The following is a 22,437-nucleotide window of genomic DNA, read 5'->3' on the forward strand; positions in this document are numbered from 1 at the left end:
CGGGCCCGTACGATCGTCGCCGTGCCGGCGGCGGGGGCAGGACCTGGGCGGGGTGCGCTCGCCGACCGGGTGCGCGGCTCCTGGCGGGTCCTGGTGCGCGAGCTGTCGGCGTTCGGCGTCGTGGGCGCGGTCTCCTTCGTGGTCGACCTCGCGGTGTTCCAGGCGGTGTACGCCGGTGCCGGCGCCGACGCGGTGGTCGCCAAGCTGGTCTCGACCGTGGTGTCCACGTCGACGGCGTTCGCCGGTCACCGCTGGTGGTCGTTCTCCGCGCGGGCCCGGACGGGGCTGCGCCGCGAGTACCTGGCCTTCGCGGCGGTCAACGCGGTGACCCTCCTGATCGGCCTGGGGATCGTCGCGCTGGTGCACCACGGCCTCGGCCAGGACAGCTCGGTGGTGCTGCTGGCCACCAACGTCCTCTCGATCGTGGTCGGCACGGTGATCCGCTTCGTCGCCTACCGCGCGTGGGTGTTCCCGGCGGCGCCGTCGCCGGTGGCCGACGACGCGGGCGTCGGGGTGCTCACCCGCTGACCGGCGGCGGCACCCCGGCCCGGCAGACTGGCGGCGTGCGCGCACCGCTCCCCACACGTCCGCACCGGCGGCTCCCCCGGACGGCGGGAGCCGCGGCGTGACGGCGGTGCAGGCACCCCCGTGGGACGCCACCGTCGGCCGGCTGGTCGCGGCGGCGGCGACGGCGGAGCGGGCGGTCTCCCGGCTCGCCCTGGCACTGTCGGGCACCGACGGGGTCAGCGCGCCCTACCTGCTGCCGCTGGAGCTCGACGCGCTGGTGCGCCTCATCCGCAACCTCATGCCGCTGCGGGTGCGCGACCGGCGGCTCAACGACGACGTCCTGGAGTGGACCCACCAGGTGCGGAAGCTCTACGCGGTGCGCACCGCCGTGGTGCACACCGTGTGGGAGGACGCCCTCGACGGACCCGGCGGCATGCGGCCGGTCTGGTCGAACGCCGGGGTGGCCGAGCACCCGCTCGACGTCGCCGACCTGACGCGGACGATCGACCGGATCACCGCGCTGTGCGGCGAACCGCTCGACCGCCTGCTGCAGCGCATCGGCGAGCTGGCACCGGGCCTGCGCCCCGACGCCACGGGGAGCTGACTCCCCGGCGGGGCTCACCGCCCGGCGGCGTCGCCCGCGGAGGTCAGCAGCCGGTCGAACACCAGGTCGGTCATCTGGGCCACGCGCAGCGACAGCCGGCGCGACTCGTCCAGACCCGCCTCGGCCTCGCCCCGCCACCGCTGCAGGTCCTCGACCTGCTGGGAGCGCACCGCGAGCTGCTCGCGGAGCTCGGCGAGCGCGGCCTCGCTCTCACCGAGCCGCCGCTCGAGGACGGGCACCGCCTCGAGGGCGCGCACCGTGCGGGGAGCGACCCGGCGCAGCACCGCGCCGGCGAGCCTGCGGGCCGGCATCACACCGCTCCCAGGCGCAGCCGGGCGACCCACGGGTCCTCGTCGCCGTACACGGCCAGACCCCGGCCCTCGACCGCGTCGAGCACCTGCAGGTCGCGCTCCTTGGCCTCGATGACCACCTGCGCGGGGTCGAGATAGCGCCGGAAGTGCTCGCCGAACACGTGCTCGGCCTGCTCGTCGCGGTTCGTGCGGAACTCGAACCAGCACTCACCGCCGCGGCGGGCGACGGCCGAGGCGAGGAACCACAGGTTGGCGCGCGCCTCGTCGTCGATGGCGTGCACGAGGAAGCGGGCGTACAGGTGCCAGCCGGCGGAGGGGTCGAGGCCCGCGGCCAGGCCGCCGACCTGGTGCAGGTCGGCGAGGTTGACGACCTCGAAGCCGGCGTCCCAGCCCTCGGCGGCGGCCAGGGCCCGGCCCCGCTCGACCGCGGCCGCGGAGTAGTCGACCGCGTGCACGGTGCGCCCGGACCGGGCGAAGAAGCGGGCGTCGCGGGCGGTGCCGGTGCCCACGTCCAGCACGGCGGCGCCGGCGGGCAGCCGCTCGTCGACCCAGCGGGCGAAGTCCGACTCCGCGGCCGGGACCCGGCCGACGTCGGTGCTGGAGTAGAAGTCCTGCCAGTACTCGCGGCCCATGTTGAACTCCCCGATCCATGTCCGTAGTCGCGACCGCACGGCGTGCGGAGTGGTGAAGGTGAACGACGGGTCCGGCGTGCGCCAGCCCGGCCCGTAGGTCTCGGCCAGCAGCTGCTCGGCGGCCGCCGGAGCGGGCTGGCGCCGCCCGCGGAGGGTGACCTCGGACAGCGTCCGGAGGTCCAGGCCGTCCGCGCCGACCTGGAAGCAGAGGTAGGTCCGGTCCCCGACCTCGAACGCCGTGAAGACGTCGAGGTAGTGGTCCTGGCCGCCGTCCCCGTCGTCGAAGACCAGTTGCAGGTGGCCACCGCTGTGGCGGACCACGGGGTACCCGCGGTCGCGCAGCAGCCGCTCGAGCTCGAGGTTCTCCCGGACGACGTCGGCGGGGTGGTCGTGGCGGGACACGTAGGCGAGGTCGGCGTCGTCGTCGTGCGGGATGAGGTCCCCGTCGCGCACGGCGCCGAGCAGGGTCCCGTAGCAGACGAACGGCTGCAGCCCGGCCTCCTCGAGCACCCCGCGCACGGCGTCGAGGCGGTCGAGCAGGCGGTCCTGCAGGGCCCGGCGCGCCGCCGGGTCGATGCCGTCGAAGCCGGGGGCGAGGCGCCCCCACTTGTTGACCGACAGCCAGCGTCGCTGCCCGTCGCGCAGGTCCAGCCGGGCGGGGTCGGTGCCGAAGCGGGTCTCGCCGGAGGCGAGGACGTCCTTGCGGGCGGCGTCCCGGACCACGATCGCGGCCCGCCCCGAGAGGCGCTCGGCGAGCGCCGGGGGCCAGGCGAACCCGACGCTGCCGTCGTCGCGGCGGGTCCCGGCGTCGGTGCGGAAGGACACCGTCCGGTAGCCCTCGAGCAGGACCTCGACCACCGCGGGCAGGCACTCCGGCCCGTGCGGGGTCAGGGCCAGACCCGAGGCGTCCGCCCGGACGCCGGCCGGGCGCTCGGGCTCGACTCCGGGGAGGGACATGACAGTGACGCTAGGTGGCCGGTCAGGTACCACGGGTACCTGAGTCTCGACTCACCGGCCGGGTGGTCCCACGTCCCCCGCCCGTCCCCGTCGTCCCACGCGGCCCCTCTCGGCAGGGTGCCCCTCAGCGGTCAGGAAGCCAGGCGCGAGCCGGACCGCCCGGCCACCACCTCCAGCCGCGTGGGGATGCGGGTGCGCAGCTCCTCCAGGTGGCTGATCACGCCCACCGTGCGCCCGCCGCGGCGCAGCTCGTCGAGCACGGTCATCACCGCGTCGAGCGCCTGGGCGTCGAGGGTGCCGAAGCCCTCGTCGACGAAGAGCGTGTCCATCTGCACCCCGCCGGCCTCGGCCGTGACGACGTCGGCGAGACCCAGCGCCAGCGCGAGGGAGGCCATGAAGCTCTCCCCGCCGGAGAGGGTCTTGGTGGGCCGCCGGGTGCCGGTGTACTCGTCGAGCACGTCGAGGCCCAGGCCGCCGCGGGCGCCGTGCCGGCCCAGGGCGTCGCTGTGCAGGAAGGTGTAGCGCCCCCGCGACATCTCCTGCAGCCGGCGGCTGGCCACCTCGGCCACCTGCTCGAGCCGGGCGGCCAGCACGAACGACTGCAGCCGCATCCGCAGCGTGTTGGCGCCGCGGCCACCCACGAGGTCGGCCAGCCCGCCGACCTGGTCGGCGCGGGCCCGGCGCTCGGCGAGTTCCTCCTCCGCGCCCAGGACGTCGCCGGCCAGCGCGTCGAGCGCGGCGGCGCAGCGGCGGGCCTGGTCGAGGGCGGTCACCGCCTCCTCGCGGCGGGCGGTGACCGCGGCGCAGCGCTCCTCGAGGGCCGCGACGTCGGGCCGCTCGCCGAGGTCGGCCAGCTCGGGGTCGGCGAGCGTGGCGGCGAGCACCGAGCGGGCGGCGTCGTGCTCGTGCAGCCGCCGGTCGAGGGCGGCGAGCTCGCCGGCGGGCAGCAGCGCGGCGCGGGCGGCGGCCGCGTCGGCGAACCCGGCCGCCGCGGCGCGCTCCCCGGCCGCGGTGCGCGCGGCGGCGGCGGCGTCCCGGGCGCGTTCCTCCTCGGCTGCCGCGGCGACGACGGCCTCGCAGCGCTGCGCGGCCGCGGTCAGCCGGTCGATGCGGGTGGGCAGGTCGGCGTCCTCCCCCCGGGCGGCGTCGACCCGGGCGGCGGCCTCGGCGGCGGCACGGTCGGCGGCGGCCTGCTCGGCGGTGCGCCGCTGCAGCGCCTCCCGGTCGGCGGCCAGCGCCGCGACCGTCGCGTCCCGGCGCTGCTCGGCCGCGGCCAGCGCGCGGCGGGCGGCCTCGACGCCCCCGGCCAGCGCCGACACCTCCTGCAGCTCGGCCCGGGTGGCCGCGGCGCGCGCGGCCAGCTCCTCGGCCGGCCCGTCGCCGGCCCGGGCGCGCAGCACGGCGAGCTCGCGCTCCTGCCGCTCCACCACGGCGGCGGCCGCGGTGCGGCGCTCGTCGGCGGCGTCGACGGCGGCGCGGGCCCGCTCCTCGTCGTCGGCGGTGACCGCCGCACCGGCCGGGACGGCGGGGCGCGGGTGCTCGGCCGAACCGCACACCGGGCAGTCGGCGCCCTCGCGCAGCCCCGCGGCCAGCTCGGCGGCCATGCCGTCGAGCCGCGCGGTGCGCACCTCGACCAGCCGCTCCCGGCTCTGCAGCCAGGCCAGCCGGGCGGTGTCGGCGTCGGTGCGGGCGCGGTCGAGCCGGCCGGCCAGCGCGGCGGCGCGCGTGGCGGCGTCCAGCGCGGTGCGGGCGGCCTCCTCCGCGGCGGCCAGGCCGGGCAGTCGCGCGGCGGCGGCCTGCGCGGCGTCGAGGCGGGCCTGGGCCGCGGTCACCCGCGCCGGCTCCTCCTCGGCCGCGCGCGCCCCGTCGGCGCAGGCGACGGTCAGCCGCTGCACCTCCCGGGCCAGCGCGACGGCGTCGGCTGCGCGCTCGCGGGCGCGGCGGGCGTCGGGCAGCAGGGCGCGGGCCTGCGCGGCGGTGTCGCGCAGCTCCCGCGCCGTCTCCGCCGTGGCCTCGCGGCCGGCAGCGGCGCCGGCGGCGGCCCAGGCGGCCTCGGCGGTCGCGCGGGCCGCGGCCGCCCCTGCGGCGGCCCCGGCGGTGTGGCCGGCGGTCTCCAGCACGTCGCGGAGCACCTCCGCGCGGCGGCCGGCGTCGGCGCGGGCCCGCAGCGGCGCCAGCTCCGCCTCGCGCGCGGTGAGCTCCTCGAGGCCGGCGCGGGCGCGGTCGCGCCGGGTGTGCCGGTCGGCCAGCGCGCGGGCGGCGGCGAGCCCGGCGTCGGCCCGGGCGCTCTGCGCGGCGGCGTCGCCCGCGGCGGCCCGCGCGGCGGTCAGCCGCTCCCCCGCCCGGGTGCGGACCTGCTGCACCCAGGCGCCGACCGAGGCCCCCGGGCGCGCGCCGACCAGCTCGGGGGCGAGCTCCTCGGGCACCTCGGTGTCGGCGATCTGGGCCACCCGGTGCAGCAGCGTGCTGACCCGGTGCCGGTCGGCGCGCAGCGCCTCCTCGGCGGCCCGGCGCTCGCCGGCCAGCCACTCCTCCGCGCGGGCGAAGCGGTCGACGTCGAACAGCGTGCGCAGCAGCTTGGCCCGCTCCTCGGGCTCGGCCCGCAGGAACCGGGCGAAGTCGCCCTGCGGCAGCAGCACCACCTGGCAGAACTGCTCGGCCGACAGGCCCAGCCGCACCCGCAGGTACTCCGAGCCCTCGTCGATGCGGGTGCTGACCGGCGCCCACGCCTCGCCGGTCCAGCGCTGCACCAGCAGCCGGGCCTGCTCGGTGGTCTCGCCGGCGCCGCGCTTCTTCGGCCGGGTCTGCTCGGGGCGGCGCTGCACGAGCAGCCGCTCGCCGGCCAGGGTGAGCTCGCAGCTGACCTCGGTGCGGGTGGCGGGGTCGGCGTGGTCGCTGCGCAGCCGGCGGGCCTCCCCGCGGGCGCCGGGCACGACGCCGTAGAGGGCGAAGACGACCGCGTCGAGCAGCGTGGTCTTGCCCGCCCCGGTCGGACCCCACAGCAGGAAGAGCCCGTCGCGGGCGACGTCGTCGACGTCGACGGTCTCGGTGCCGGCGAAGGGCCCGAAGGCGGTGAGGGTGAGGGCGTGCAGCCTCACCGGGCGAGCTCCTCGCGGGCGGCGGCGCCCAGCGCGCGGGCCAGCAGGGCGCGCTCGGCGGCGGTGGCGCCCACCCCGCCGCGGACGTGCCCGACGAACTCCCCGGCGACGTCGAGGTCGCCGCGCCCGCGCAGTCGCTCCTGGTAGCTGCGCCCGTCGGTGGGCCCGCCGCCGGACCACTCCAGGTGCACGCAGTGGCCGAAGCGGGCGCGCAGCCGGCGCATCGGGTCGGCCGGGCGGACGGCGTCGGTGAGCCGCGCGGAGACGAAGTCCTCCTCGGCCGCGGCGAGCGCCGGGTCGGCCAGCAGCTCCTCGAGGGTGCCGGTGAGCACCGTCAGCGCCCGGGGCAGCGGCAGCGGGACCGCCCGGACGCCGGCCAGCCCGCCGGCGTCGAGGTCGACCAGCCAGGCCTGCTTGTCCTGCCCGGCCTCGCCGAAGGAGTAGGGCAGCGGCGAGCCGCTGTAGCGCATCCGCTCCGACAGCGACTGCGGCCGGTGCAGGTGGCCCAGCGCCACGTAGTCGACGCCGTCGAACACCGACGCCGGCACCAGGTCGACGCCGCCGACGCAGATGTCGCGCTCGCTGTCGCTGGCCACCCCGCCGCCGACGAAGGCGTGTGCCAGCACCACCGAGCGGGTGCCCGGGCGCAGGAACAGGTCGGCGCGCACGCGTTCCATCGCCGCCCGCAGGACGCCCTCGTGGCTGCGCGCGTCCCGCACCCCCATCTCGTGCCGGGCGATCTCCGGCTCCAGGTACGGCAGCCCGTAGACGGCGACGTCGCCGTGCGCGTCGGTGAGCAGCACCGGCTCGTCGAGGCCGGCCACGGTGGCGCGCACGTGCACGCCCGAGGCCGCGAGCAGGCCGGCGGCGAAGTTCAGCCGGCGCGCGGAGTCGTGGTTGCCCGGGGTGAGGACCACCGTGGCCCCGGCCGCCCGCAGCCGGGTGAGGACGCGGTCGAGCACCGCCGTCGCGTCGGCCGAGGGCACCGCGCGGTCGTAGACGTCACCGGCGACCACGACCGCGTCGACCCGCTCGGCGGCGACGACGCGGGCCAGGCCGGAGAGCACCGCCTCCTGCTCGGCGAGCAGGTCGGCGCCGTGCAGCGACCGCCCGATGTGCCAGTCGGAGGTGTGCAGCAGCCGCATGGCTGCGCAAGGTAGGTCGGGGGGCCGACAGAACCGGCCAGGCTCGCCGTGACCGTTCGGTCACACCCGGCCGCGGGGTCAGCCGCCCACGGCCGACCGGCGGTCGGCGAGCGGCGGGCGCAGGTCGCGGGCGGCGACCGCCGCGGCGCGGACGGCGGCCGGCCGCGGCGCCGTCGCGGGGCGCCGGTGCGGATGCGGCGGTGCCGCCACCGGCCGGGCCACGGGACGCTGCAGCGGGAGGGCCACGGTGCCGCCCCCGGCGCCCGTCACGGGGCTCCCCGTGGCGCCCGTCCCGGTGCCGGCTCCGGTGCCCGCCACGGCGGCCGGCCGGTCGCCCTCGGCCGGCCGGCGGGAGGAGGGCCCGACCCGGCGCATCCAGCGGCGGGCCGGCTCCTCGACGAAGCGGAAGAGCACCCAGGCGAGCAGCAGCGAGGCGAGCACCAGGCCGGGCTGCACCAGCGCCCACAGCGGCGTGCCGGGGTTGAGCGGCCGGACCCAGTGGGCGACGTCGTCGGCGATCTCGAAGACGCAGCCGTGCACCAGGTAGAGCGCGAAGGAGATGCGCCCGCCGAGCACCGCGGTGTCGCCGGACAGCAGGGTGGCCAGCCCGCGCGGAGCGAGGGCCAGCGCGCCGACGAGGACGGGGAACAGCAGCGTGGCGACGCCGGCGTAGTGGCCGGGCTGGTGCTGGGCGCGGGTGGCGGCCCACAGGCAGACGAAGACGACGTGGGCGACGGCGAGGGCGGCGACCAGCGGGCTCCAGCGCAGCGCGGCCGCCGAGCCCTCCAGCCGCCGCACGGCCAGGCACACCAGGCCGCCGCTGACGAAGGCACCGGCGATCCGCAGCGTCCACGGCAGCGCCTCGGGCTCGACGCCGGTGCGGTAGGCGAGGTACGCGAGCGGGAGCATGGCCGCGACCGAGCCGGCGGCCAGCAGCGTCACGGGCAGCCGCCGCAGCCGCCAGAGCACGAGCACCAGGAGCGGGAAGCAGACGTAGGCGAGCAGCTCCACCGACAGCGACCAGCCGGCGAGGACGAAGGTGGAGCCCCAGACCTCGTCGCGGTGCCACATCTGCACCATGAACAGCTGCTCGAGCAGCGCCAGCGGCTCGACCACCCGCTGGTGTCCGGGCGGGCCGGCCAGGCCGCGGTCGCTGATCAGCAGCCACCCGCTGAACAGCAGGGTCAGCAGCACCCACAGCGGCCACACCCGGGCCAGGCGCGCCCAGAGGAAGACCCCCGACCGCCGCCAGCCGAAGCGCGGTCCCATCGTGTCGAGGTACGTCAGCGCCATGACGAAACCGCTGAGCACGAAGAACAGGTCCACACCCAGCCAGCCGGCCCGCACGACCGGCATCAGCGGCTCGACGGCCGCACCCACCGAGGACTGCAGTCCCGTGCCCAGGTGGTAGGCGACGACCCAGAGGGCGGCCACGAGGCGCAGACCGGTGAGCGCGCGGATCTCCGCACGCCGGGTCGGTCGCTGCGTCGAGTGCATGGGAGCTCCCCCGTCCTGTCCCTGGGAGGGACGATGTCACGGCCCGATCACGGTAGGTGGAGGGAGCAGTCACGTTGAGTCGACGACACGACGAAGAACCGGCGCCGGTCCGGCAGGTGTCGACAAGCAGACGGGTCAGTACCGCGAGACGTCGGACCGGCCGGCCCGCCGCGAGGACCGGCGGGACCGGCGGCCCGTCCGGCTCCCGTCCGCGCCGTCGTCGTCGGACGGGTCGCCGTCCCACGGGTCGTCGTCCCACGGGTCCCCGTCCGCCACGGCGCCGTCGAACGGGTCCGCGTCGAACGGGTCCGCGTCGTCGACGAGCTGGGCGAGCAGCGCCTGCACCCCGTCGCTGTCGGGCAGCCGGCGCAGCACCAGCGCCGGCCCGTTCCCCGCGGACTCCACCGTGACGGTGCCCGAGCGCACGACCCGCTGCCACAGCGTCCTGCGGCAGGAGACGTCGGTGACCCGGGAGAGCGCGACGTCGCGGCCGCGCCGGGTCAGCACGCCCTCCCGGACCAGCACCCGGTGCGTGGTCAGCACGACGTGGGTGGTGCGCCAGCGCAGCACCGGCCGGACGACGGCGACGGCGAGCACGACCAGCGCGACGGCGAGCAGCACCATCCGCAGCACGCCCTGCTGCCGGCCGGCCGGGACCAGCGCGGCCAGGTAGGAGGCGGCGCCGACGACCAGCAGGAAGCGGACGACCGGCCAGAACAGCGTCGTCCAGTGCGGGTGCAGGTGGGCGACGACCTCCTCGTCGTCGGCGAGCAGCTTGTCGGGGTAGGGCACGCCGCCAGGATGACCGAGCGGAGGCGGGGCGTCAGGCTCCCCGCGGGCGTGTCCGCACGTGCTGCACGTCGCCGCTGGCCAGCTCCACGGTGCCGCCGGCGGTCTGCAGCACCAGGCGGCCGTCCCAGTCGACGGCGGTGACCGTGCCGGCGAGGTCCGCCCCGTCGGGCAGCGTGACGGTGACCTCGGCGCCGACCGTGGAGGACCAGGCGAGGTAGTCGCCGGCCAGGCCGCTGGCGACGGGGTCGCCGAGCGCGGCGGTCCAGGCGAGGTAGCGGCGTTCCAGCCCGCGCAGGTAGGCCAGCAGCAGCGGGCCGCGGTCGACCGGTGCGCCGAGGACCACCGCCAGCGACGTCCCGGTGGGCGGCAGCTCCTCGCGGCGGGTGGTGACGTTGAGCCCGGCGCCCACGACGACGGCGGCGCCGGTGGCCTCGGCGAGGATGCCGGCGAGCTTGGCGCCGTCGGCGGCGAGCAGGTCGTTGGGCCACTTCAGCGACGTGCGGACGCCGCAGACCTCGCCGACGGCCTCGGCCAGGGCGACCCCGGTGAGCAGCGGCAGCCAGGCGCGCCGGGCGGCCGGGACGTCGGGGCGCAGCAGCACCGAGACGGTCAGCCCGGCGCGGGGCGGGGACACCCAGGTGCGGTCGAGCCGGCCGCGCCCGGCGGCCTGGTGCTCGGCGACGAGGACGGCGCCCTCGGGGGCGTCGTCGGCCGCCCGCGCGGCGAGGACGGCGTTGGTCGAGCCGACCTCCTCGGCCACCTCCAGCGAGCGCCACAGCCGGCTGTCGCGGACGAGGGCGGCCTGCAGGGTCACCGGGTCCAGCGGCGGGCGGTCCAGCTCCGACCAGCGGGCAGAGGGCGCGTCGGGCACTCCCCTACGCTACGGCCCCGTGACTGCGGCTGAGCTCGAGAGCGCCGGGGAGTCCGTCCCGGGCGGCGTCGACGTCCACACGACCGCCGGCAAGCTGGCCGACTTCGGGCGGCGGGTCGAGGAGGCCACCCACGCGGGCTCCCAGCGCGCCGTCGAGAAGCAGCACGCGGCCGGGAAGATGACCGCCCGCGAGCGCATCGAGGCGCTGCTGGACCCGGGGTCGTTCACCGAGCTCGACGAGTTCGCCCGGCACCGCTCCACCGCCTTCGGCATGGACGCCAGGCGGCCCTTCGGCGACGGCGTCGTCACCGGGTTCGGCACGGTCGACGGCCGGCCGGTCTGCGTCTTCTCGCAGGACGTGACCGTCTTCGGCGGCAGCCTCGGCGAGGTCTACGGCGAGAAGATCGTCAAGGTCCTCGACCTGGCCGTCCGCAACGGCTGCCCGGTCATCGGGATCAACGAGGGCGGCGGCGCGCGCATCCAGGAGGGCGTGGTCTCCCTCGGCCTCTACGGCGAGATCTTCCGGCGCAACGTGCACGCCTCCGGCGTCGTCCCGCAGATCTCCCTGGTGATGGGCGCCGCGGCCGGCGGGCACGTCTACTCCCCCGCGCTCACCGACTTCGTCGTCATGGTCGACCAGACCAGCCAGATGTTCATCACCGGCCCCGACGTCGTGAAGACGGTGACCGGCGAGGACGTCACGCTCGAGGAGCTCGGCGGTGCCCGCACCCACAACACCAAGTCCGGGGTGGCGCACTACCTGGCCGAGGACGAGGCCGACGCGCTGGACTACGTCAAGGCGCTGCTGTCCTACCTGCCGAGCAACAACCTCGACCCGCTGCCGGCCGTCGACGTCGCCCCGGTCGACGTCACCCTCCCCGACGCGGTCACCGACGCCGACCTCGAGCTCGACACGTTCGTCCCGGACTCGCCGAACACGCCCTACGACATGCACACCGTCATCGAGCACGTCCTCGACGACGGCGAGTTCCTCGAGGTGCAGGCGCTGTTCGCGCCCAACATCCTGGTCGGCTTCGGCCGGGTCGAGGGGCGGCCGGTCGGCGTCGTGGCCAACCAGCCCACCCAGTTCGCCGGCACGCTGGACATCGACGCCAGCGAGAAGGCCGCGCGGTTCGTGCGCACCTGCGACGCGTTCAACGTCCCGGTGCTCACCTTCGTCGACGTCCCGGGCTTCCTCCCCGGGACGTCGCAGGAGTGGGAGGGGATCATCCGCCGCGGCGCCAAGCTCATCTACGCCTACGCCGAGGCCACCGTCCCCAAGGTCACCGTCATCACGCGCAAGGCCTACGGCGGCGCCTACGACGTCATGGGCTCCAAGCACCTCGGCGCCGACCTCAACCTGGCCTGGCCGACGGCGCAGGTGGCGGTCATGGGCGCGCAGGGGGCGGTGAACATCCTCTACCGGCGCGAGCTCGCCGACGCCGACGACCCCGACGCCCGCCGCGCCGAGCTGATCACCGAGTACGAGGACGCGCTGCTCTCGCCCTACATCGCGGCCGACCGCGGCTTCGTCGACCAGGTGATCCTGCCGTCGCACACCCGCGTGCAGGTGACCAAGGCGCTGCGGCTGCTGGCCAACAAGCGGGAGACGCTGCCGCCGAAGAAGCACGGGAACATCCCGTTGTGAGCGAGCAGCCGTTGCTGCGGGTCGTCCGGGGCGAGCCCACCGCCGAGGAGCTCGCCGCGCTGACCGTCGTCGTCGCCGCGCTCTCCGGGCGAGAGCGGCCGCGCCGCCGGCCCGTCCCGGTCGGGGCGTGGGCCTCGCCCGCCGGCCTGCACCGGCCGGTCCTGCGGCCCGGCCCCGGTGGCTGGCGCGCCGCGGGACGGCCGGGATGAGCCGCAGGCTGGTGCTGGCCTCCGCCTCGCCGGCCCGGCTGGGGCTGCTGCGCCAGGCGGGGCTCGCTCCCGAGGTGGTGGTCAGCGACCTGGACGAGTCCACGGTGACCGCCCCGCGCGTCGGCGAGCAGGTGGCGCTGCTGGCCGCGGCGAAGGCCGCCGTCGTCGCCGGCCGGGTCGACGACGCGCTGGTCATCGGCGCGGACTCCCTGCTGGAGTTCCGCGGCGAGGCCATGGGCAAGCCGGCCGACGCGCAGGAGGCCCGCGACCGGTGGCGGCGCATGGCCGGGCGCTCGGGCGTGCTGCACACCGGGCAGGCGCTGCTCGACGTGCGCGACGGGCGGGTCGAGGGCCGCGACGTCGTCGTCACCTCCACCGTCGTGCACTTCGCCTCCCCCAGCTCCGAGGAGCTGGACGCCTACCTCGACTCCGGCGAGCCGCTCGCCGTCGCCGGCGCCTTCACCCTCGACGGGCTGGGTGCGCCGTTCGTGCGCCGCGTGGAGGGCGACCCGGCGTCGGTCGTCGGGCTGTCGCTGGCCGCGCTGCGCGAGCAGCTCTCCCGCCGGGGGCTGACCATCACCGCCCTCTGGCGGCGCTGAGCCGCTCCTCCCGCCCGGGAGCGGCCCCGGGCGTCCTGACTACAGTCCCGACCGGTCCACCAACGAGGGAGAGCCCGGTGCAGAAGGTCCTGATCGCCAACCGCGGCGAGATCGCCGTCCGCGTGGCCCGCGCCTGCCGGGACGCCGGGCTGACCAGCGTCGCGGTCTACGCCGAGCCCGACCGGGACGCCCTGCACGTGCGCGCCGCCGACGAGGCCTTCGCCCTGGGCGGGACGACGCCCGGGGACTCCTACCTGGTCATCGACAAGGTCCTCGACGCGGCGAAGCGGTCGGGCGCGGACGCGGTGCACCCCGGCTACGGCTTCCTGTCGGAGAACGCCGGCTTCGCCCAGGCCGTCATCGACGCCGGGCTGACCTGGATCGGCCCCTCCCCGCAGGCCATCGTCTCCCTCGGCGACAAGGTGGCCGCCCGGCACATCGCGATGAAGGTCGGGGCGCCCCTCGTCCCGGGCACCGAGGACCCGGTCGGCGGGGCCGGCGAGGTGCTGGCCTTCGCCCGCGAGCACGGCCTGCCGGTGGCCATCAAGGCCGCGTTCGGCGGCGGCGGGCGCGGGCTGAAGGTGGCCCGCACCGAGGAGGAGATCCCGGAGCTGTTCGACTCCGCCGTCCGCGAGGCCGTGGCCGCCTTCGGCCGCGGCGAGTGCTTCGTCGAGCGGTTCCTGGACAAGCCGCGGCACGTCGAGGCGCAGGTGCTCGCCGACACCCACGGCAACGTCGTCGTGGTCGGCACCCGCGACTGCTCGCTGCAGCGCCGCAACCAGAAGCTGGTGGAGGAGGCCCCCGCGCCGTTCCTCACCGACGAGCAGCGCGCCCGCATCCACTCCTCCGCCAAGGCGATCTGCCGGGAGGCCGGCTACCACGGCGCCGGCACGGTGGAGTACCTCGTGGGCGCCGACGGCTCGATCTCCTTCCTCGAGGTCAACACCCGCCTGCAGGTCGAGCACCCGGTCAGCGAGGAGACCAGCGGCATCGACCTGGTCCGCCAGCAGTTCCGCATCGCCGACGGCCTGCCGCTGGAGGTCACCGAGGACCCCACCCCGCGCGGGCACAGCATCGAGTTCCGGATCAACGCCGAGGACGCCGGGCGCAACTTCATGCCCGCGCCCGGCCCGGTCACCCGGCTGGAGATCCCGCAGGGCCCCGGCGTGCGCTGGGACTCCGGCGTCGAGACCGGCGGCGAGGTGGCCGGCGCGTTCGACTCGATGCTGGCCAAGCTCGTCGTCACCGGCGCCAGCCGCACCGAGGCGCTGCAGCGCGCCCGCCGCGCCCTGGACGAGCTCGTCGTCGAGGGCATGCCGACGGTGGTCCCGTTCCACCGCGCCGTGGTCCGCGACGAGGCGTTCACCAGCGAGCCGTTCCGCGTGCACACCCGCTGGATCGAGACCGAGTGGGACAACCAGGTGCCGCCGTACTCCGCCGCCCCGGCCGAGGGTGGCGAGGACGAGCCGCGGCAGACCGTCGTCGTCGAGGTCGGCGGCCGGCGTCTGGAGGTGTCGCTGCCCGCGGGCCTGGCGGCCGGCGGCGGGCCGGCCCCGGCCGCCTCCGGTGGGGCCCGGCCGCGCAAGCGGGGCTCCGGTCACGGCGGTTCGGCGGCCTCCGGTGACAGCCTCACCTCGCCGATGCAGGGCACGATCGTCAAGGTCGCCGTCGCCGACGGGGACACCGTCGCCGAGGGCGACCTCGTCGTCGTCCTCGAGGCGATGAAGATGGAGCAGCCGATCAACGCCCACAGGGCCGGCACGGTCAGCGGGCTGTCGGCCGAGGTCGGCGCCACCGTCACCAGCGGCGCCGTCCTCTGCACCATCGCCGACGCGGAGTAGGGCCCGTCCTCAGCTCGTGCGGGTCACCGTGACCCGCCCGCCCGCGTCGGTGCGGATCGTGCCGTAGCGGAAGTCCGTGCGCCGGCCGCCGCCCGACACGGCCGTGGTGTCGCCCACCGGGTAGCCCAGCCACGAGGCGGTCAAGCCCTCGGCGCGGTAGGCGGTGTCGTGGGCGTCGAGCACGTGGCGGGCGCCCGTGGCCGGCGACCAGTAGACCGTCCCGCGCTGGAAGGCCACGAGGTAGCCCGCACCCCCGGGCGCGACGGCGTCGCTGGTGACGGGCAGGCCGAGCAGCCCGCCGGCGCCGCCCGTGGCGACGAAGCGCTGCAGGATCGCCCCGCGCACCACCTGGGCGCCGGTGCCGGCCGACCACACGATGTCGCCCTGCTGGAAGTTGGAGTACCAGACGCCCGGCACCCGGTCGGGGCTGTCGTCGCGCACCGGGAAGCCCATGTAGGACGGTCCGCCCGTGGCGCGGTACTTCTCGTTGATCGCGCCGCGCACGTCGTGGGCGCCGGTCGAGGGCGACCACCAGACCGACCCGCGCTGGAAGTGCACCACGTAGCCGCCGGGGATGGCGGCGTCGCTGCTGGTCGGCAGCCCCAGGCCCCCGCCCGAGGCACCCGTCGCGATCCAGCGCTGCAGGATCGCCCCGCGCACCACCTGGGCACCGGTGCCGGCCGACCACACGATGTCGCCCTGCTGGAAGTTGGAGTACCAGACGCCCGGCACCCGGTCGGGGCTGTCGTCGCGCACCGGGAAGCCCATGTAGGACGGTCCGCCCGTGGCGCGGTACTTCTCGTTGATGGCACCGCGCACGTCGTGGGCGCCGGTCGCGGGCGACCACCAGACCGACCCGCGCTGGAAGTGCACCACGTAGCCGCCGGGGATGGCGGTGTCGCCGCTCACCGGCAGGCCGAGGCCACCGCCGGAGGCGCCCGTGGCGATCCAGCGCTGCAGGATCGCCCCGCGGACGTCGTGGGCCCCCGTGGCCTGCGACCAGACGACGTCCCCCCGCTGGAACGTGGCGTACCAGACGCCGGCGACCCGGTCGGGGGTGTCGTCGCTGGTCGGGTAGCCCAGCGACGCCGGACCGCCCAGCGCCTCGTACCGGGACAGGATCGCGCCGCGCAGCCGGTGGACCCCCGTGCCCGCGGACCAGTAGAGCGTGCCCCCCGCGAAGCGCTGGGTGCAGCCGCCGCCGGGGAGGTCGCACCGCTCGTCGGAGGAGGGGGCGCCCAGGGGACCGTCCGCCCCGCCCGAGGCGACCCACGCCCGGCTGATCGGGCTGTCGCGGACGGGCACGACGCTGACGGTGGCCGCGCCCGCCGTCAGGCTCCCGACGGTGATGCGGAAGTGCCCTCCGGCGATGGTGACCGGCTGCCCGACGGGCAGCGCGGTCCGGGTGCCGTCCGACAGCGACCCGTCCTCCGGCGGCGTGCCGTCGAGCAGGTAGGAGGTGTCGACGTCCTCGGCGCCGCCGGCCAGCCGGAGCAGGACGCCGGTCTCGAGCCCGGGCCGGTTGGCCGCGGTCCCGAGCCAGCCGTCCCGGCCTGCCGCGGTCCGGTACTCCAGCCAGTACACGTCGCCGTCGTCGTCGGCGAGCGCGACCGCGCGCGTGCCGGTCCGCGCGCCCACGGGCGCGAGCGAGAACTCCGTGGCGGGCGCGCCGGAGGTCAGCACCGGGGCCACCGCCGGCGGCAGCACCCCGAGCAGGGCCGCGTGCGGGGCGCCGAGGGAGCCGACCTGCTCCCAGGAGACCCCCATCACGTCGTACAGGTCGTGGTAGGGGCGCACCGAGCAGGAGCCGGCGTCCACCGAGCCGGGGCACCGCAGGTGCGAGGCGTGACCGAGACCGAGGTTGTGGCCGAACTCGTGCGCCACGACCGAGGTGGCCGCGGCCTGGACGTAGGCCAGCCCGCCGAGCCCGTCACCGCCGACGGTCCCCAGCCCGTAGGCGCACCCGGGTGAGCCTGCGGGCACGTAGACGAGCAGGTGCTCGTCCGGCTGCCCGGCCCACCCGGCGCGGGTGGCCGCCTCCTCCCACAGGGCGAAGGGATCGGAGCAGTCGAGCGCCGACGGCTGCGCCGGCCAGTCGAACCCGGCGACCGTGCCGAACCGGACCGCCCCGTCGGTCTGCTCCGCCCAGAAGTCGGCGACGGGACCGTCCACCACCGCCCGGACCTGGGCCAGCGTGGTGGCGTCCCGGACCGCCCCCGCGGGCTGCAGCATCACGACGGTCACCCGGTGGTTGACGGTGCCCGTGGCGGGAGCCGTCACCGGCCCCGGGGGGGCGCTGACGACCTCGGCGGCCAGCACGTCGAGCGCCGGCTCGAGGCCGTCGGCCGCCGCCTCGTCCGCGACCGGCTCGCCGAGGGTCACCTCGAGCGTGGACCCGGCCGCGACGCCCTCGACGTCCTCGGCCGGCACGCGCACGGCCTCGCCGCTGTCGGACCGCACCCAGGTCAGCAGCGCGCCGTCGTCGTGGACGGCGGCCGCGACACCGGCGGGGGCCGGGTCCGCGTAGCCCCGGACGAGCTCGCCGACGACGGTGTCGCCCGCGGCCGGATCCTCGGCCGCGGCCGGGGCGGCCACCAGCAGCGGGACGGTGACGGCGGCGAGGACCGCCGCCGCGAGCGGACGGGGGGCGAGGGGCACGAGCTACTCCAGGTCAGGGGCGTCGGTGGGCGGCGCTCGCCTCTGCATCGGCGCGGACGCGCCGGAACTGGACCCCTCCCCGGAGGGACTCCTCAGCCCCGGGGCGACCGCGCCCGCAGCCGGCGGCCGGCGAGCACCGCGCCGCCCGCGCCGAGGACCCCGCCGGCGGCCAGCGCCGGGGTGGCCCAGGCGCTGCCGGCCGACCGGGCCGCCGCGGCCTCCACCGGCGCCGCGGCGGGCACGGTGGGAGCCGCCGCGGGGACGTCGACCGGAGCCGAGGGGACGGCGGACGGTGCGGCAGCGGCCTCGGGCGCGGTCGTCCCGGCCGGCGACGCACCGGTGGCCGCCGGGCGCGGCGCGGGGACCGGGGACGGCGTCCCGCCGGCGGGCAGCTCCGCCGGCGCCGGCGCGGCGGTCGCGGCGGGCGCCGGGGCGGGCGCCTCGGCCGCGCGGACCACGGTCACGGCGGCACCGGCCGGGGTGAGCGCGTCGACGGTGACGGTGAACCGGCCGCCGGCGACCACGACCGGCACGCCCGGGACGAGCGCGCTCTGCAGGTCGTCGTCCCAGCGCGCGGCGGCCGAGGGGCTGCCGTCGAGCAGCAGCGAGGTGTCGGGGAAACCGCCGGAGCGGTGCAGCAGGACGCCGCTGTCGAGCCGGTAGCGGTTGTCGGAGGCCAGCCACTCGTCGCGGCCGACGGCGGTGCGGTACTCCAGCCAGTAGTCGGTGCCGGCGCCGTCGGGGACCCGGAGCGCGCGGGTGCCGGTGCCGCCGCCGAGCGGGGCGAGGGTCGCCGTCGTCGTGCCGGGCCCGGCGGTCTGGGTGGCCGCGGCGGGCAGCACGCCGAGCCGGGCGGCCTGGGCGGCGGTGAGGGTGCCGATGCGGTCCCAGGAGACGCCCATGACGTCGTAGAAGTCGCGGTAGGCGGCGGTGCGGCAGCTGCCGGCGGCGGCCTCGACGGCGGTGTCGCACTGCAGGCCGCTGGAGTGGCCCAGGCCGAAGTTGTGGCCCAGCTCGTGGGCGATGACCGAGGCGAGGTCGTCGCGGACGTAGAGCCGCCCGCCCGACGCCGTCCCGGTGCCGACCTGGCCGAGGGCGTAGGAGCAGCCGGGCAGGTCCCTCGGCCGGCTGGTGACGTAGAGCAGCAGGTGCCGGCCCGGTCCGGGCTCGAAGCCGGCGGCGGCGGCGGCCTCGTCCCACAGGGCCGTGGGGTCGGTGCAGCCGGCCGCGGTGGTGATCCAGTCGTGCGCGGCGGTGACGCCGACGGTGACCGCGCCGCCGGTCTCCTCCGACCAGAAGTCGGCGACCTCGCCGTTGACGGTGTCGACGACGTCGGCCAGCTCGGTGCCGTCGGGGGTGCCGCCGGCCGGGGCGACCATCACCACGGTGACCTGGTTGGTGACCGAGCCGGCCGGCACGGTCGGGACCGGCCGCGCCGGTTCGAGCACCTGGGTGCCGAGGACCTCGTGGGCCGGCTCGTAGCCGTCCTCGCCGGCCTCGTCCTCGGTGGTGCCGCCGACGGTGACCTCGACGGTCGCGCCGTCGCCGATGCCCGTCACGGCACCGGCCGGGACGCGCACCGAGGACCCGTCGCTGCCCTCGACGAAGGTCAGCGGCTGCTCGTGGGCCTCCCCCGCGTGCCGGCCCTCGGCGGAGGTCTCCGGCCAGGCCCGCACCAGCTCGCCGACGACGGTGGTCGCGCCGCCGTCGTCGGCCTGCGCCACCGCACCGGGGCCGGCGCACAGGGCGAGGACAGCACCGGCCAGGGCCAGGGACCGCGACAGGACTCGGGAGGGGCGCATCCCTCCCGGCATCGGCGGGCCGGTGTCCCGTGCGCACCATCGCGGCCCCGCCCGCGCCAGCCGTCACACGCGTCCCGTCCCGGGCGCCCCACGCGCCCCGGGTGTCACGCCAGCGCGTCGGCCCCCATCAGCCTCCGGCCGGCCTCGGTGATCGAGCCCGACAGCGAGGGGTAGATGGCGAAGGTCTGCGCCAGGTCGCTGACGGTCAGGCCCTTGGTCACCGCGAGGGTGATCGGCAGGATCAGCTCGCTGGCGCCCGGCGCCACCACGACCCCGCCGACGACGACGCCGGTGGCCCTGCGGGCGAAGAGCTTGACGAAGCCGGCGTGCAGGTCGCTCATCTTCGCCCGCGCGTTGGTGGCCAGCGGCAGCGAGACGACGTCGAGGTCGTGCCCCTCGGGCAGGGTCTTCTCCTGCACGCCGACCGTGGCGATCTCGGGGTGGGTGAAGACGTTGGCCGACACGGTCTTGAGCCGGATCGGGTGCACGGCCTCGCCGAGGGCGTGCCACATGGCGATGCGGCCCTGCATCGCCGCGACGCTGGCCAGCTGGAAGACGCCGGTGACGTCGCCGGCGGCGTAGATCCCGGGCACGTTGGTGCGCGAGACCCGGTCGACGACGACGTGGCCGGACTCGCGCAGCTCCACGCCGCACGCGTCCAGGTTCAGCCCGGCGGTGTTGGGCACCGTGCCCACGGTCATCAGCGCGTGCGAGCCCTCGACGGTGCGCCCGTCGGTGAGCTCGACCAGCACGCCCTTCTCGGTGCGGGTGACGCTGGCGGCCCGGCCGCGCTCGGCGATCCGCCCGCCGCGGGCCTGGAAGACCTCGGCGATGACGTCGGCGGCGTCGGCGTCCTCGCCGGGCAGCACCTGGTCGCGGGAGGAGACCAGCGTGACCGGGACCCCGGCCTCGAGGTAGCTGGAGGCGAACTCCGCGCCGGTGACGCCGGAGCCGACGACCACCAGGTGCTCGGGCATCTCGGCGAGGTCGTAGAGCTGCCGCCAGTCGAGGATCCGCTCGCCGTCGGGCTCGCTGCCGGGCAGCACGCGGGGGTCGGCGCCGGTGGCGATGAGGACGACGTCGCACTCGAGGGTCTCGGCGACCGCGCCGTCGCGGCCGCAGACCTCCACCCGGTGCTCGACCAGGCCCCGGGCGGCGTCGGCGAGCCGGGCCTGCCCGGCGACCACGCGGACGCCCTCGGACACCAGCCGGTCACGGATGTCGGCCGACTGGGCGACGGCCAGCCCCTTGACCCGCGCGTTGACGGTGGCGAGGTCGAGACCGACGGTGGCGAGGTCGGCGCCGCGCAGGCCGAGGACCGTGGAGTCGCGGACCGAGGTCACCGTGCCGGCGGCGGCGATGAGGGTCTTCGACGGCACGCAGTCGGAGAGCACGCTGGCCCCGCCGAGGCCGTCGCGTTCGACGACGGTGACCTGCGCGCCGAGCGAGGCGGCCACCAGCGCGGCCTCGTAGCCGGCCGGGCCGCCGCCGATGATGACGATGCGGGTCATGGGGTCTCCTGCGTCGGGGACGGGTGCGCACCCATCGTCCCAGCCCGCGCGGCACTCGTCGGCAGGCTCACGGGTCGCGCGGGACACACCGCCCGTAGGCTCGGGCGGCGATGGGTCTCTACGCCGCGTACGGGTCCAACATGGACCCCGAGCAGATGCTGCGCCGCTGCCCGTCGTCCCCGCACGTGGGCACCGGCTGGATCCGCGGCTGGCGGCTGACCTTCGGCGCCGAGGAGTACGGCTGGGACGGCGCCCTGGCCACCCTGGTCCCGGCCGACGACCCCGACGCGCCCGGCGTCTTCGTCGCGCTGTACGACCTCACCCCGGCCGACGAGCGGGAGCTCGACGCGTGGGAGGGCGCCGACCGCGGCCTCTACCGCAAGCTGAACCTGCGGGTGCACACCCTCGGCGGCGACGTCGTCGCCTACGTCTACGCCCTCGACGCGTTCGAGGGCGGGCTGCCCTCGGCGCGGCACCTGGGCGCGATCGCCGACGCCGCCGAGGCCGCCGGCGCACCGGCCGACTACCTCGCCGAGCTGCGCGCCCGCGACTGCCGCTCCACCGGTCCCTGACGTCGGGTCAGGCTCATCTGTCCCTCCGTCTCCCGCGATCATGGAGTCGCGGAGGCGACGCACCGTCGTGGTCCGGCGTGTCGCCACTGCAACTTGATGATCACCATTGGGTGGGCAGCCGGAGGGCTCGCGCCGCCTCGGCGACCATGCGCCTGTGCCCGCGGTAGACGTCCGCAGCCGTGACGTGGAGCAGGGTCCAGCCGTGCTCGGTCACCCAGTTGTGCCGTCGACGGTCGTCGCCCAACTGCTCCGGTGTCATGTGCGCCGCGTGCCCGTCGAACTCGGCCGCGACCCGCTGGTCGCGCCAACCGGTGTCGAGGTACCAGCTCCGCCCTTCGCCGATGATGCGGACCTGCACGTCCGGCGCGGGCAGTCCGCCGTCGATGAAGCGCCAGCGCATCCGCGACTCCATCGGCGACCCGGCCAGCCCGTTGGCGTGCGGCACGAGACCTCGCAGCCGGACGACATCGCGGAGGCCGCGCTGCCGCTCCACCTCCGCGGCCAGCTCCGCCCGCGTGCACTCCCTCGTGCCGAGGGCGGCGTCCAGGGTGGCCAGCCCGTCGATCGGCGCGGTCGTCCGGACGACGTCGCAGGCCGTGCGCGCCGGCGGTGTGCACCAGACGCCGTGGACGAGCACCGCATCCTCGGTGCCCAGGACGGACGGGTGCACCTGGATACCGGGCCGCCGCCGGTTGGCCAACGAGGGCGGACCGAGGAAGTGCAGCGTGGCGTCGCCGAGGACGTCGAAGCCCCACAGAGCCGCAGCGGTGGAGTGACACGCGACCAGGTCCGGACCGACCACCAGCGCGGCCGCGCGCACCTGCACCGCCGGGCTGTCGAGCAGCTCGGCGTCGGCCAGCACGCCCCGCCAGCGGGTGCGCCGCCACCGTCCCGAGCGCACGAGCAGCCGGATCTCCCAGTCGGTGTGCGACTCACGCGCCTGCTCGGTGGTGAAGACGCCGCCCTGCCGCGCGATGGTCCGGTACAGCGAGAAGTCCACCGCCGGAGCCTGGGGACCGGTCAGGCGACCCGGCGGTGCAGCAGGCCGGCTGTGGAGACCCGCTCGGCTGTGGACGTCGCGGTGATCATGGACCTGCGGTGACGACCCGCCGGGACCGAGCGGCGCGTCGTCACCGCAGCTCCATGATCGCGGGCGAGGGATCGCGGGCCGGCGGCCGTGGGG

At 76.9% G+C, this 22,437-nt stretch carries 18 protein-coding genes; 7 read left to right on the forward strand and 11 right to left on the reverse strand.

Annotation, left to right across the window (positions count from 1 at the left end):
* Window positions 1–21 precede the first annotated feature (21 nt).
* Window positions 22–528, forward strand: a complete 507-nt coding sequence (locus ACI8AD_RS13390; RefSeq protein WP_456871024.1) for a GtrA family protein — start codon at window positions 22–24, stop codon at window positions 526–528.
* A gap of 97 nt (window positions 529–625) precedes the next feature.
* The gene (locus ACI8AD_RS13395) at window positions 626–1,111 is read left to right on the forward strand and encodes a hypothetical protein (RefSeq protein ID WP_456871025.1); all 486 of its coding nucleotides are present in this window, start codon (window positions 626–628) and stop codon (window positions 1,109–1,111) included.
* 14 nt (window positions 1,112–1,125) lie between these two features.
* Here the strand turns inward: ACI8AD_RS13395 and ACI8AD_RS13400 are convergent, their stop codons facing one another.
* The 7 genes from ACI8AD_RS13400 to ACI8AD_RS13430 form a co-directional block, all read right to left on the reverse strand.
* On the reverse strand, window positions 1,126–1,422 hold the full coding sequence (locus tag ACI8AD_RS13400; protein ID WP_456871026.1) for a hypothetical protein: 297 nt from the start codon (window positions 1,420–1,422) through the stop codon (window positions 1,126–1,128).
* Window positions 1,422–3,011, reverse strand: a complete 1,590-nt coding sequence (locus tag ACI8AD_RS13405) for a methyltransferase domain-containing protein (protein WP_456871027.1) — start codon at window positions 3,009–3,011, stop codon at window positions 1,422–1,424. Before ACI8AD_RS13405 ends, ACI8AD_RS13400 begins: the two co-directional genes overlap by 1 nt.
* Before the next feature lie 131 nt (window positions 3,012–3,142).
* A complete protein-coding gene (locus tag ACI8AD_RS13410; RefSeq protein ID WP_456871028.1) occupies window positions 3,143–6,109 on the reverse strand; it encodes an AAA family ATPase in 2,967 nt (988 codons plus the stop codon).
* On the reverse strand, window positions 6,106–7,254 hold the full coding sequence (locus ACI8AD_RS13415; RefSeq protein ID WP_456871029.1) for an exonuclease SbcCD subunit D: 1,149 nt from the start codon (window positions 7,252–7,254) through the stop codon (window positions 6,106–6,108). Before ACI8AD_RS13415 ends, ACI8AD_RS13410 begins: the two co-directional genes overlap by 4 nt.
* 78 nt (window positions 7,255–7,332) lie before the next feature.
* Window positions 7,333–8,751, reverse strand: a complete 1,419-nt coding sequence (locus tag ACI8AD_RS13420; RefSeq protein WP_456871030.1) for an acyltransferase family protein — start codon at window positions 8,749–8,751, stop codon at window positions 7,333–7,335.
* A gap of 135 nt (window positions 8,752–8,886) precedes the next feature.
* A complete protein-coding gene (locus ACI8AD_RS13425; protein WP_456871031.1) occupies window positions 8,887–9,543 on the reverse strand; it encodes a PH domain-containing protein in 657 nt (218 codons plus the stop codon).
* Between the two features lie 31 nt (window positions 9,544–9,574).
* Window positions 9,575–10,414 (reverse strand): biotin--[acetyl-CoA-carboxylase] ligase, encoded by an 840-nt coding sequence (locus tag ACI8AD_RS13430; protein WP_456871032.1) that lies wholly within the window; start codon window positions 10,412–10,414, stop codon window positions 9,575–9,577.
* A gap of 19 nt (window positions 10,415–10,433) precedes the next feature.
* On the opposite strand from ACI8AD_RS13430, the gene ACI8AD_RS13435 reads away from it, so the two are divergent.
* The 4 genes from ACI8AD_RS13435 (at window position 10,434) to ACI8AD_RS13450 (ending at window position 14,711) form a co-directional block, all read left to right on the forward strand.
* On the forward strand, window positions 10,434–12,062 hold the full coding sequence (locus ACI8AD_RS13435; protein WP_456871033.1) for an acyl-CoA carboxylase subunit beta: 1,629 nt from the start codon (window positions 10,434–10,436) through the stop codon (window positions 12,060–12,062).
* The gene (locus ACI8AD_RS13440) at window positions 12,059–12,271 is read left to right on the forward strand and encodes an acyl-CoA carboxylase subunit epsilon (protein ID WP_456871034.1); all 213 of its coding nucleotides are present in this window, start codon (window positions 12,059–12,061) and stop codon (window positions 12,269–12,271) included. Before ACI8AD_RS13435 ends, ACI8AD_RS13440 begins: the two co-directional genes overlap by 4 nt.
* Complete coding sequence (locus tag ACI8AD_RS13445; protein ID WP_456871035.1) at window positions 12,268–12,870, forward strand: Maf family protein; 603 nt, start codon at window positions 12,268–12,270, stop codon at window positions 12,868–12,870. The genes ACI8AD_RS13440 and ACI8AD_RS13445 overlap by 4 nt, the downstream gene beginning before the upstream one ends.
* A 77-nt stretch (window positions 12,871–12,947) precedes the next feature.
* The gene (locus tag ACI8AD_RS13450; protein WP_456871036.1) at window positions 12,948–14,711 is read left to right on the forward strand and encodes an acetyl/propionyl/methylcrotonyl-CoA carboxylase subunit alpha; all 1,764 of its coding nucleotides are present in this window, start codon (window positions 12,948–12,950) and stop codon (window positions 14,709–14,711) included.
* 9 nt (window positions 14,712–14,720) lie between these two features.
* Here the strand turns inward: ACI8AD_RS13450 and ACI8AD_RS13455 are convergent, their stop codons facing one another.
* The 3 genes from ACI8AD_RS13455 to ACI8AD_RS13465 all read right to left on the reverse strand — a co-directional run bounded on the left by ACI8AD_RS13455 (window position 14,721) and on the right by ACI8AD_RS13465 (window position 20,682).
* Window positions 14,721–17,369, reverse strand: coding sequence for a hypothetical protein (locus ACI8AD_RS13455; RefSeq protein ID WP_456871037.1), 2,649 nt, complete (start codon window positions 17,367–17,369; stop codon window positions 14,721–14,723).
* Between the two features lie 92 nt (window positions 17,370–17,461).
* Window positions 17,462–19,171 (reverse strand): reprolysin-like metallopeptidase, encoded by a 1,710-nt coding sequence (locus tag ACI8AD_RS13460; RefSeq protein WP_456871038.1) that lies wholly within the window; start codon window positions 19,169–19,171, stop codon window positions 17,462–17,464.
* A gap of 104 nt (window positions 19,172–19,275) precedes the next feature.
* Window positions 19,276–20,682 (reverse strand): NAD(P)H-quinone dehydrogenase, encoded by a 1,407-nt coding sequence (locus ACI8AD_RS13465; protein WP_456871039.1) that lies wholly within the window; start codon window positions 20,680–20,682, stop codon window positions 19,276–19,278.
* Between the two features lie 110 nt (window positions 20,683–20,792).
* Here ACI8AD_RS13465 and ACI8AD_RS13470 point away from each other — a divergent pair, with 110 nt between their 5' ends.
* A complete protein-coding gene (locus ACI8AD_RS13470; RefSeq protein WP_456871040.1) occupies window positions 20,793–21,254 on the forward strand; it encodes a gamma-glutamylcyclotransferase family protein in 462 nt (153 codons plus the stop codon).
* A gap of 100 nt (window positions 21,255–21,354) precedes the next feature.
* On the opposite strand, the gene ACI8AD_RS13475 is transcribed toward ACI8AD_RS13470, so the two are convergent.
* On the reverse strand, window positions 21,355–22,254 hold the full coding sequence (locus tag ACI8AD_RS13475) for a hypothetical protein (RefSeq protein ID WP_456871041.1): 900 nt from the start codon (window positions 22,252–22,254) through the stop codon (window positions 21,355–21,357).
* Between the last annotated feature and the right edge of the window lie 183 nt (window positions 22,255–22,437).

The organism is Geodermatophilus sp. SYSU D00766 (assembly GCF_054049915.1).

What these genes read in the sequence shown, in the direction of transcription:
- ACI8AD_RS13400 (WP_456871026.1), bottom strand. Translation starts at nt 1,422, where the DNA reads ATGCCGGCCCGCAGGCTCGCCGGCGCGGTGCTGCGCCGGGTCGCTCCC.
- ACI8AD_RS13405 (WP_456871027.1), bottom strand. Translation starts at nt 3,011, where the DNA reads ATGTCCCTCCCCGGAGTCGAGCCCGAGCGCCCGGCCGGCGTCCGGGCG.
- ACI8AD_RS13415 (WP_456871029.1), bottom strand. Translation starts at nt 7,254, where the DNA reads ATGCGGCTGCTGCACACCTCCGACTGGCACATCGGGCGGTCGCTGCAC.
- ACI8AD_RS13420 (WP_456871030.1), bottom strand. Translation starts at nt 8,751, where the DNA reads ATGCACTCGACGCAGCGACCGACCCGGCGTGCGGAGATCCGCGCGCTC.
- ACI8AD_RS13445 (WP_456871035.1), top strand. Translation starts at nt 12,268, where the DNA reads ATGAGCCGCAGGCTGGTGCTGGCCTCCGCCTCGCCGGCCCGGCTGGGG.
- ACI8AD_RS13460 (WP_456871038.1), bottom strand. Translation starts at nt 19,171, where the DNA reads ATGCGCCCCTCCCGAGTCCTGTCGCGGTCCCTGGCCCTGGCCGGTGCT.
- ACI8AD_RS13465 (WP_456871039.1), bottom strand. Translation starts at nt 20,682, where the DNA reads ATGACCCGCATCGTCATCATCGGCGGCGGCCCGGCCGGCTACGAGGCC.
- ACI8AD_RS13470 (WP_456871040.1), top strand. Translation starts at nt 20,793, where the DNA reads ATGGGTCTCTACGCCGCGTACGGGTCCAACATGGACCCCGAGCAGATG.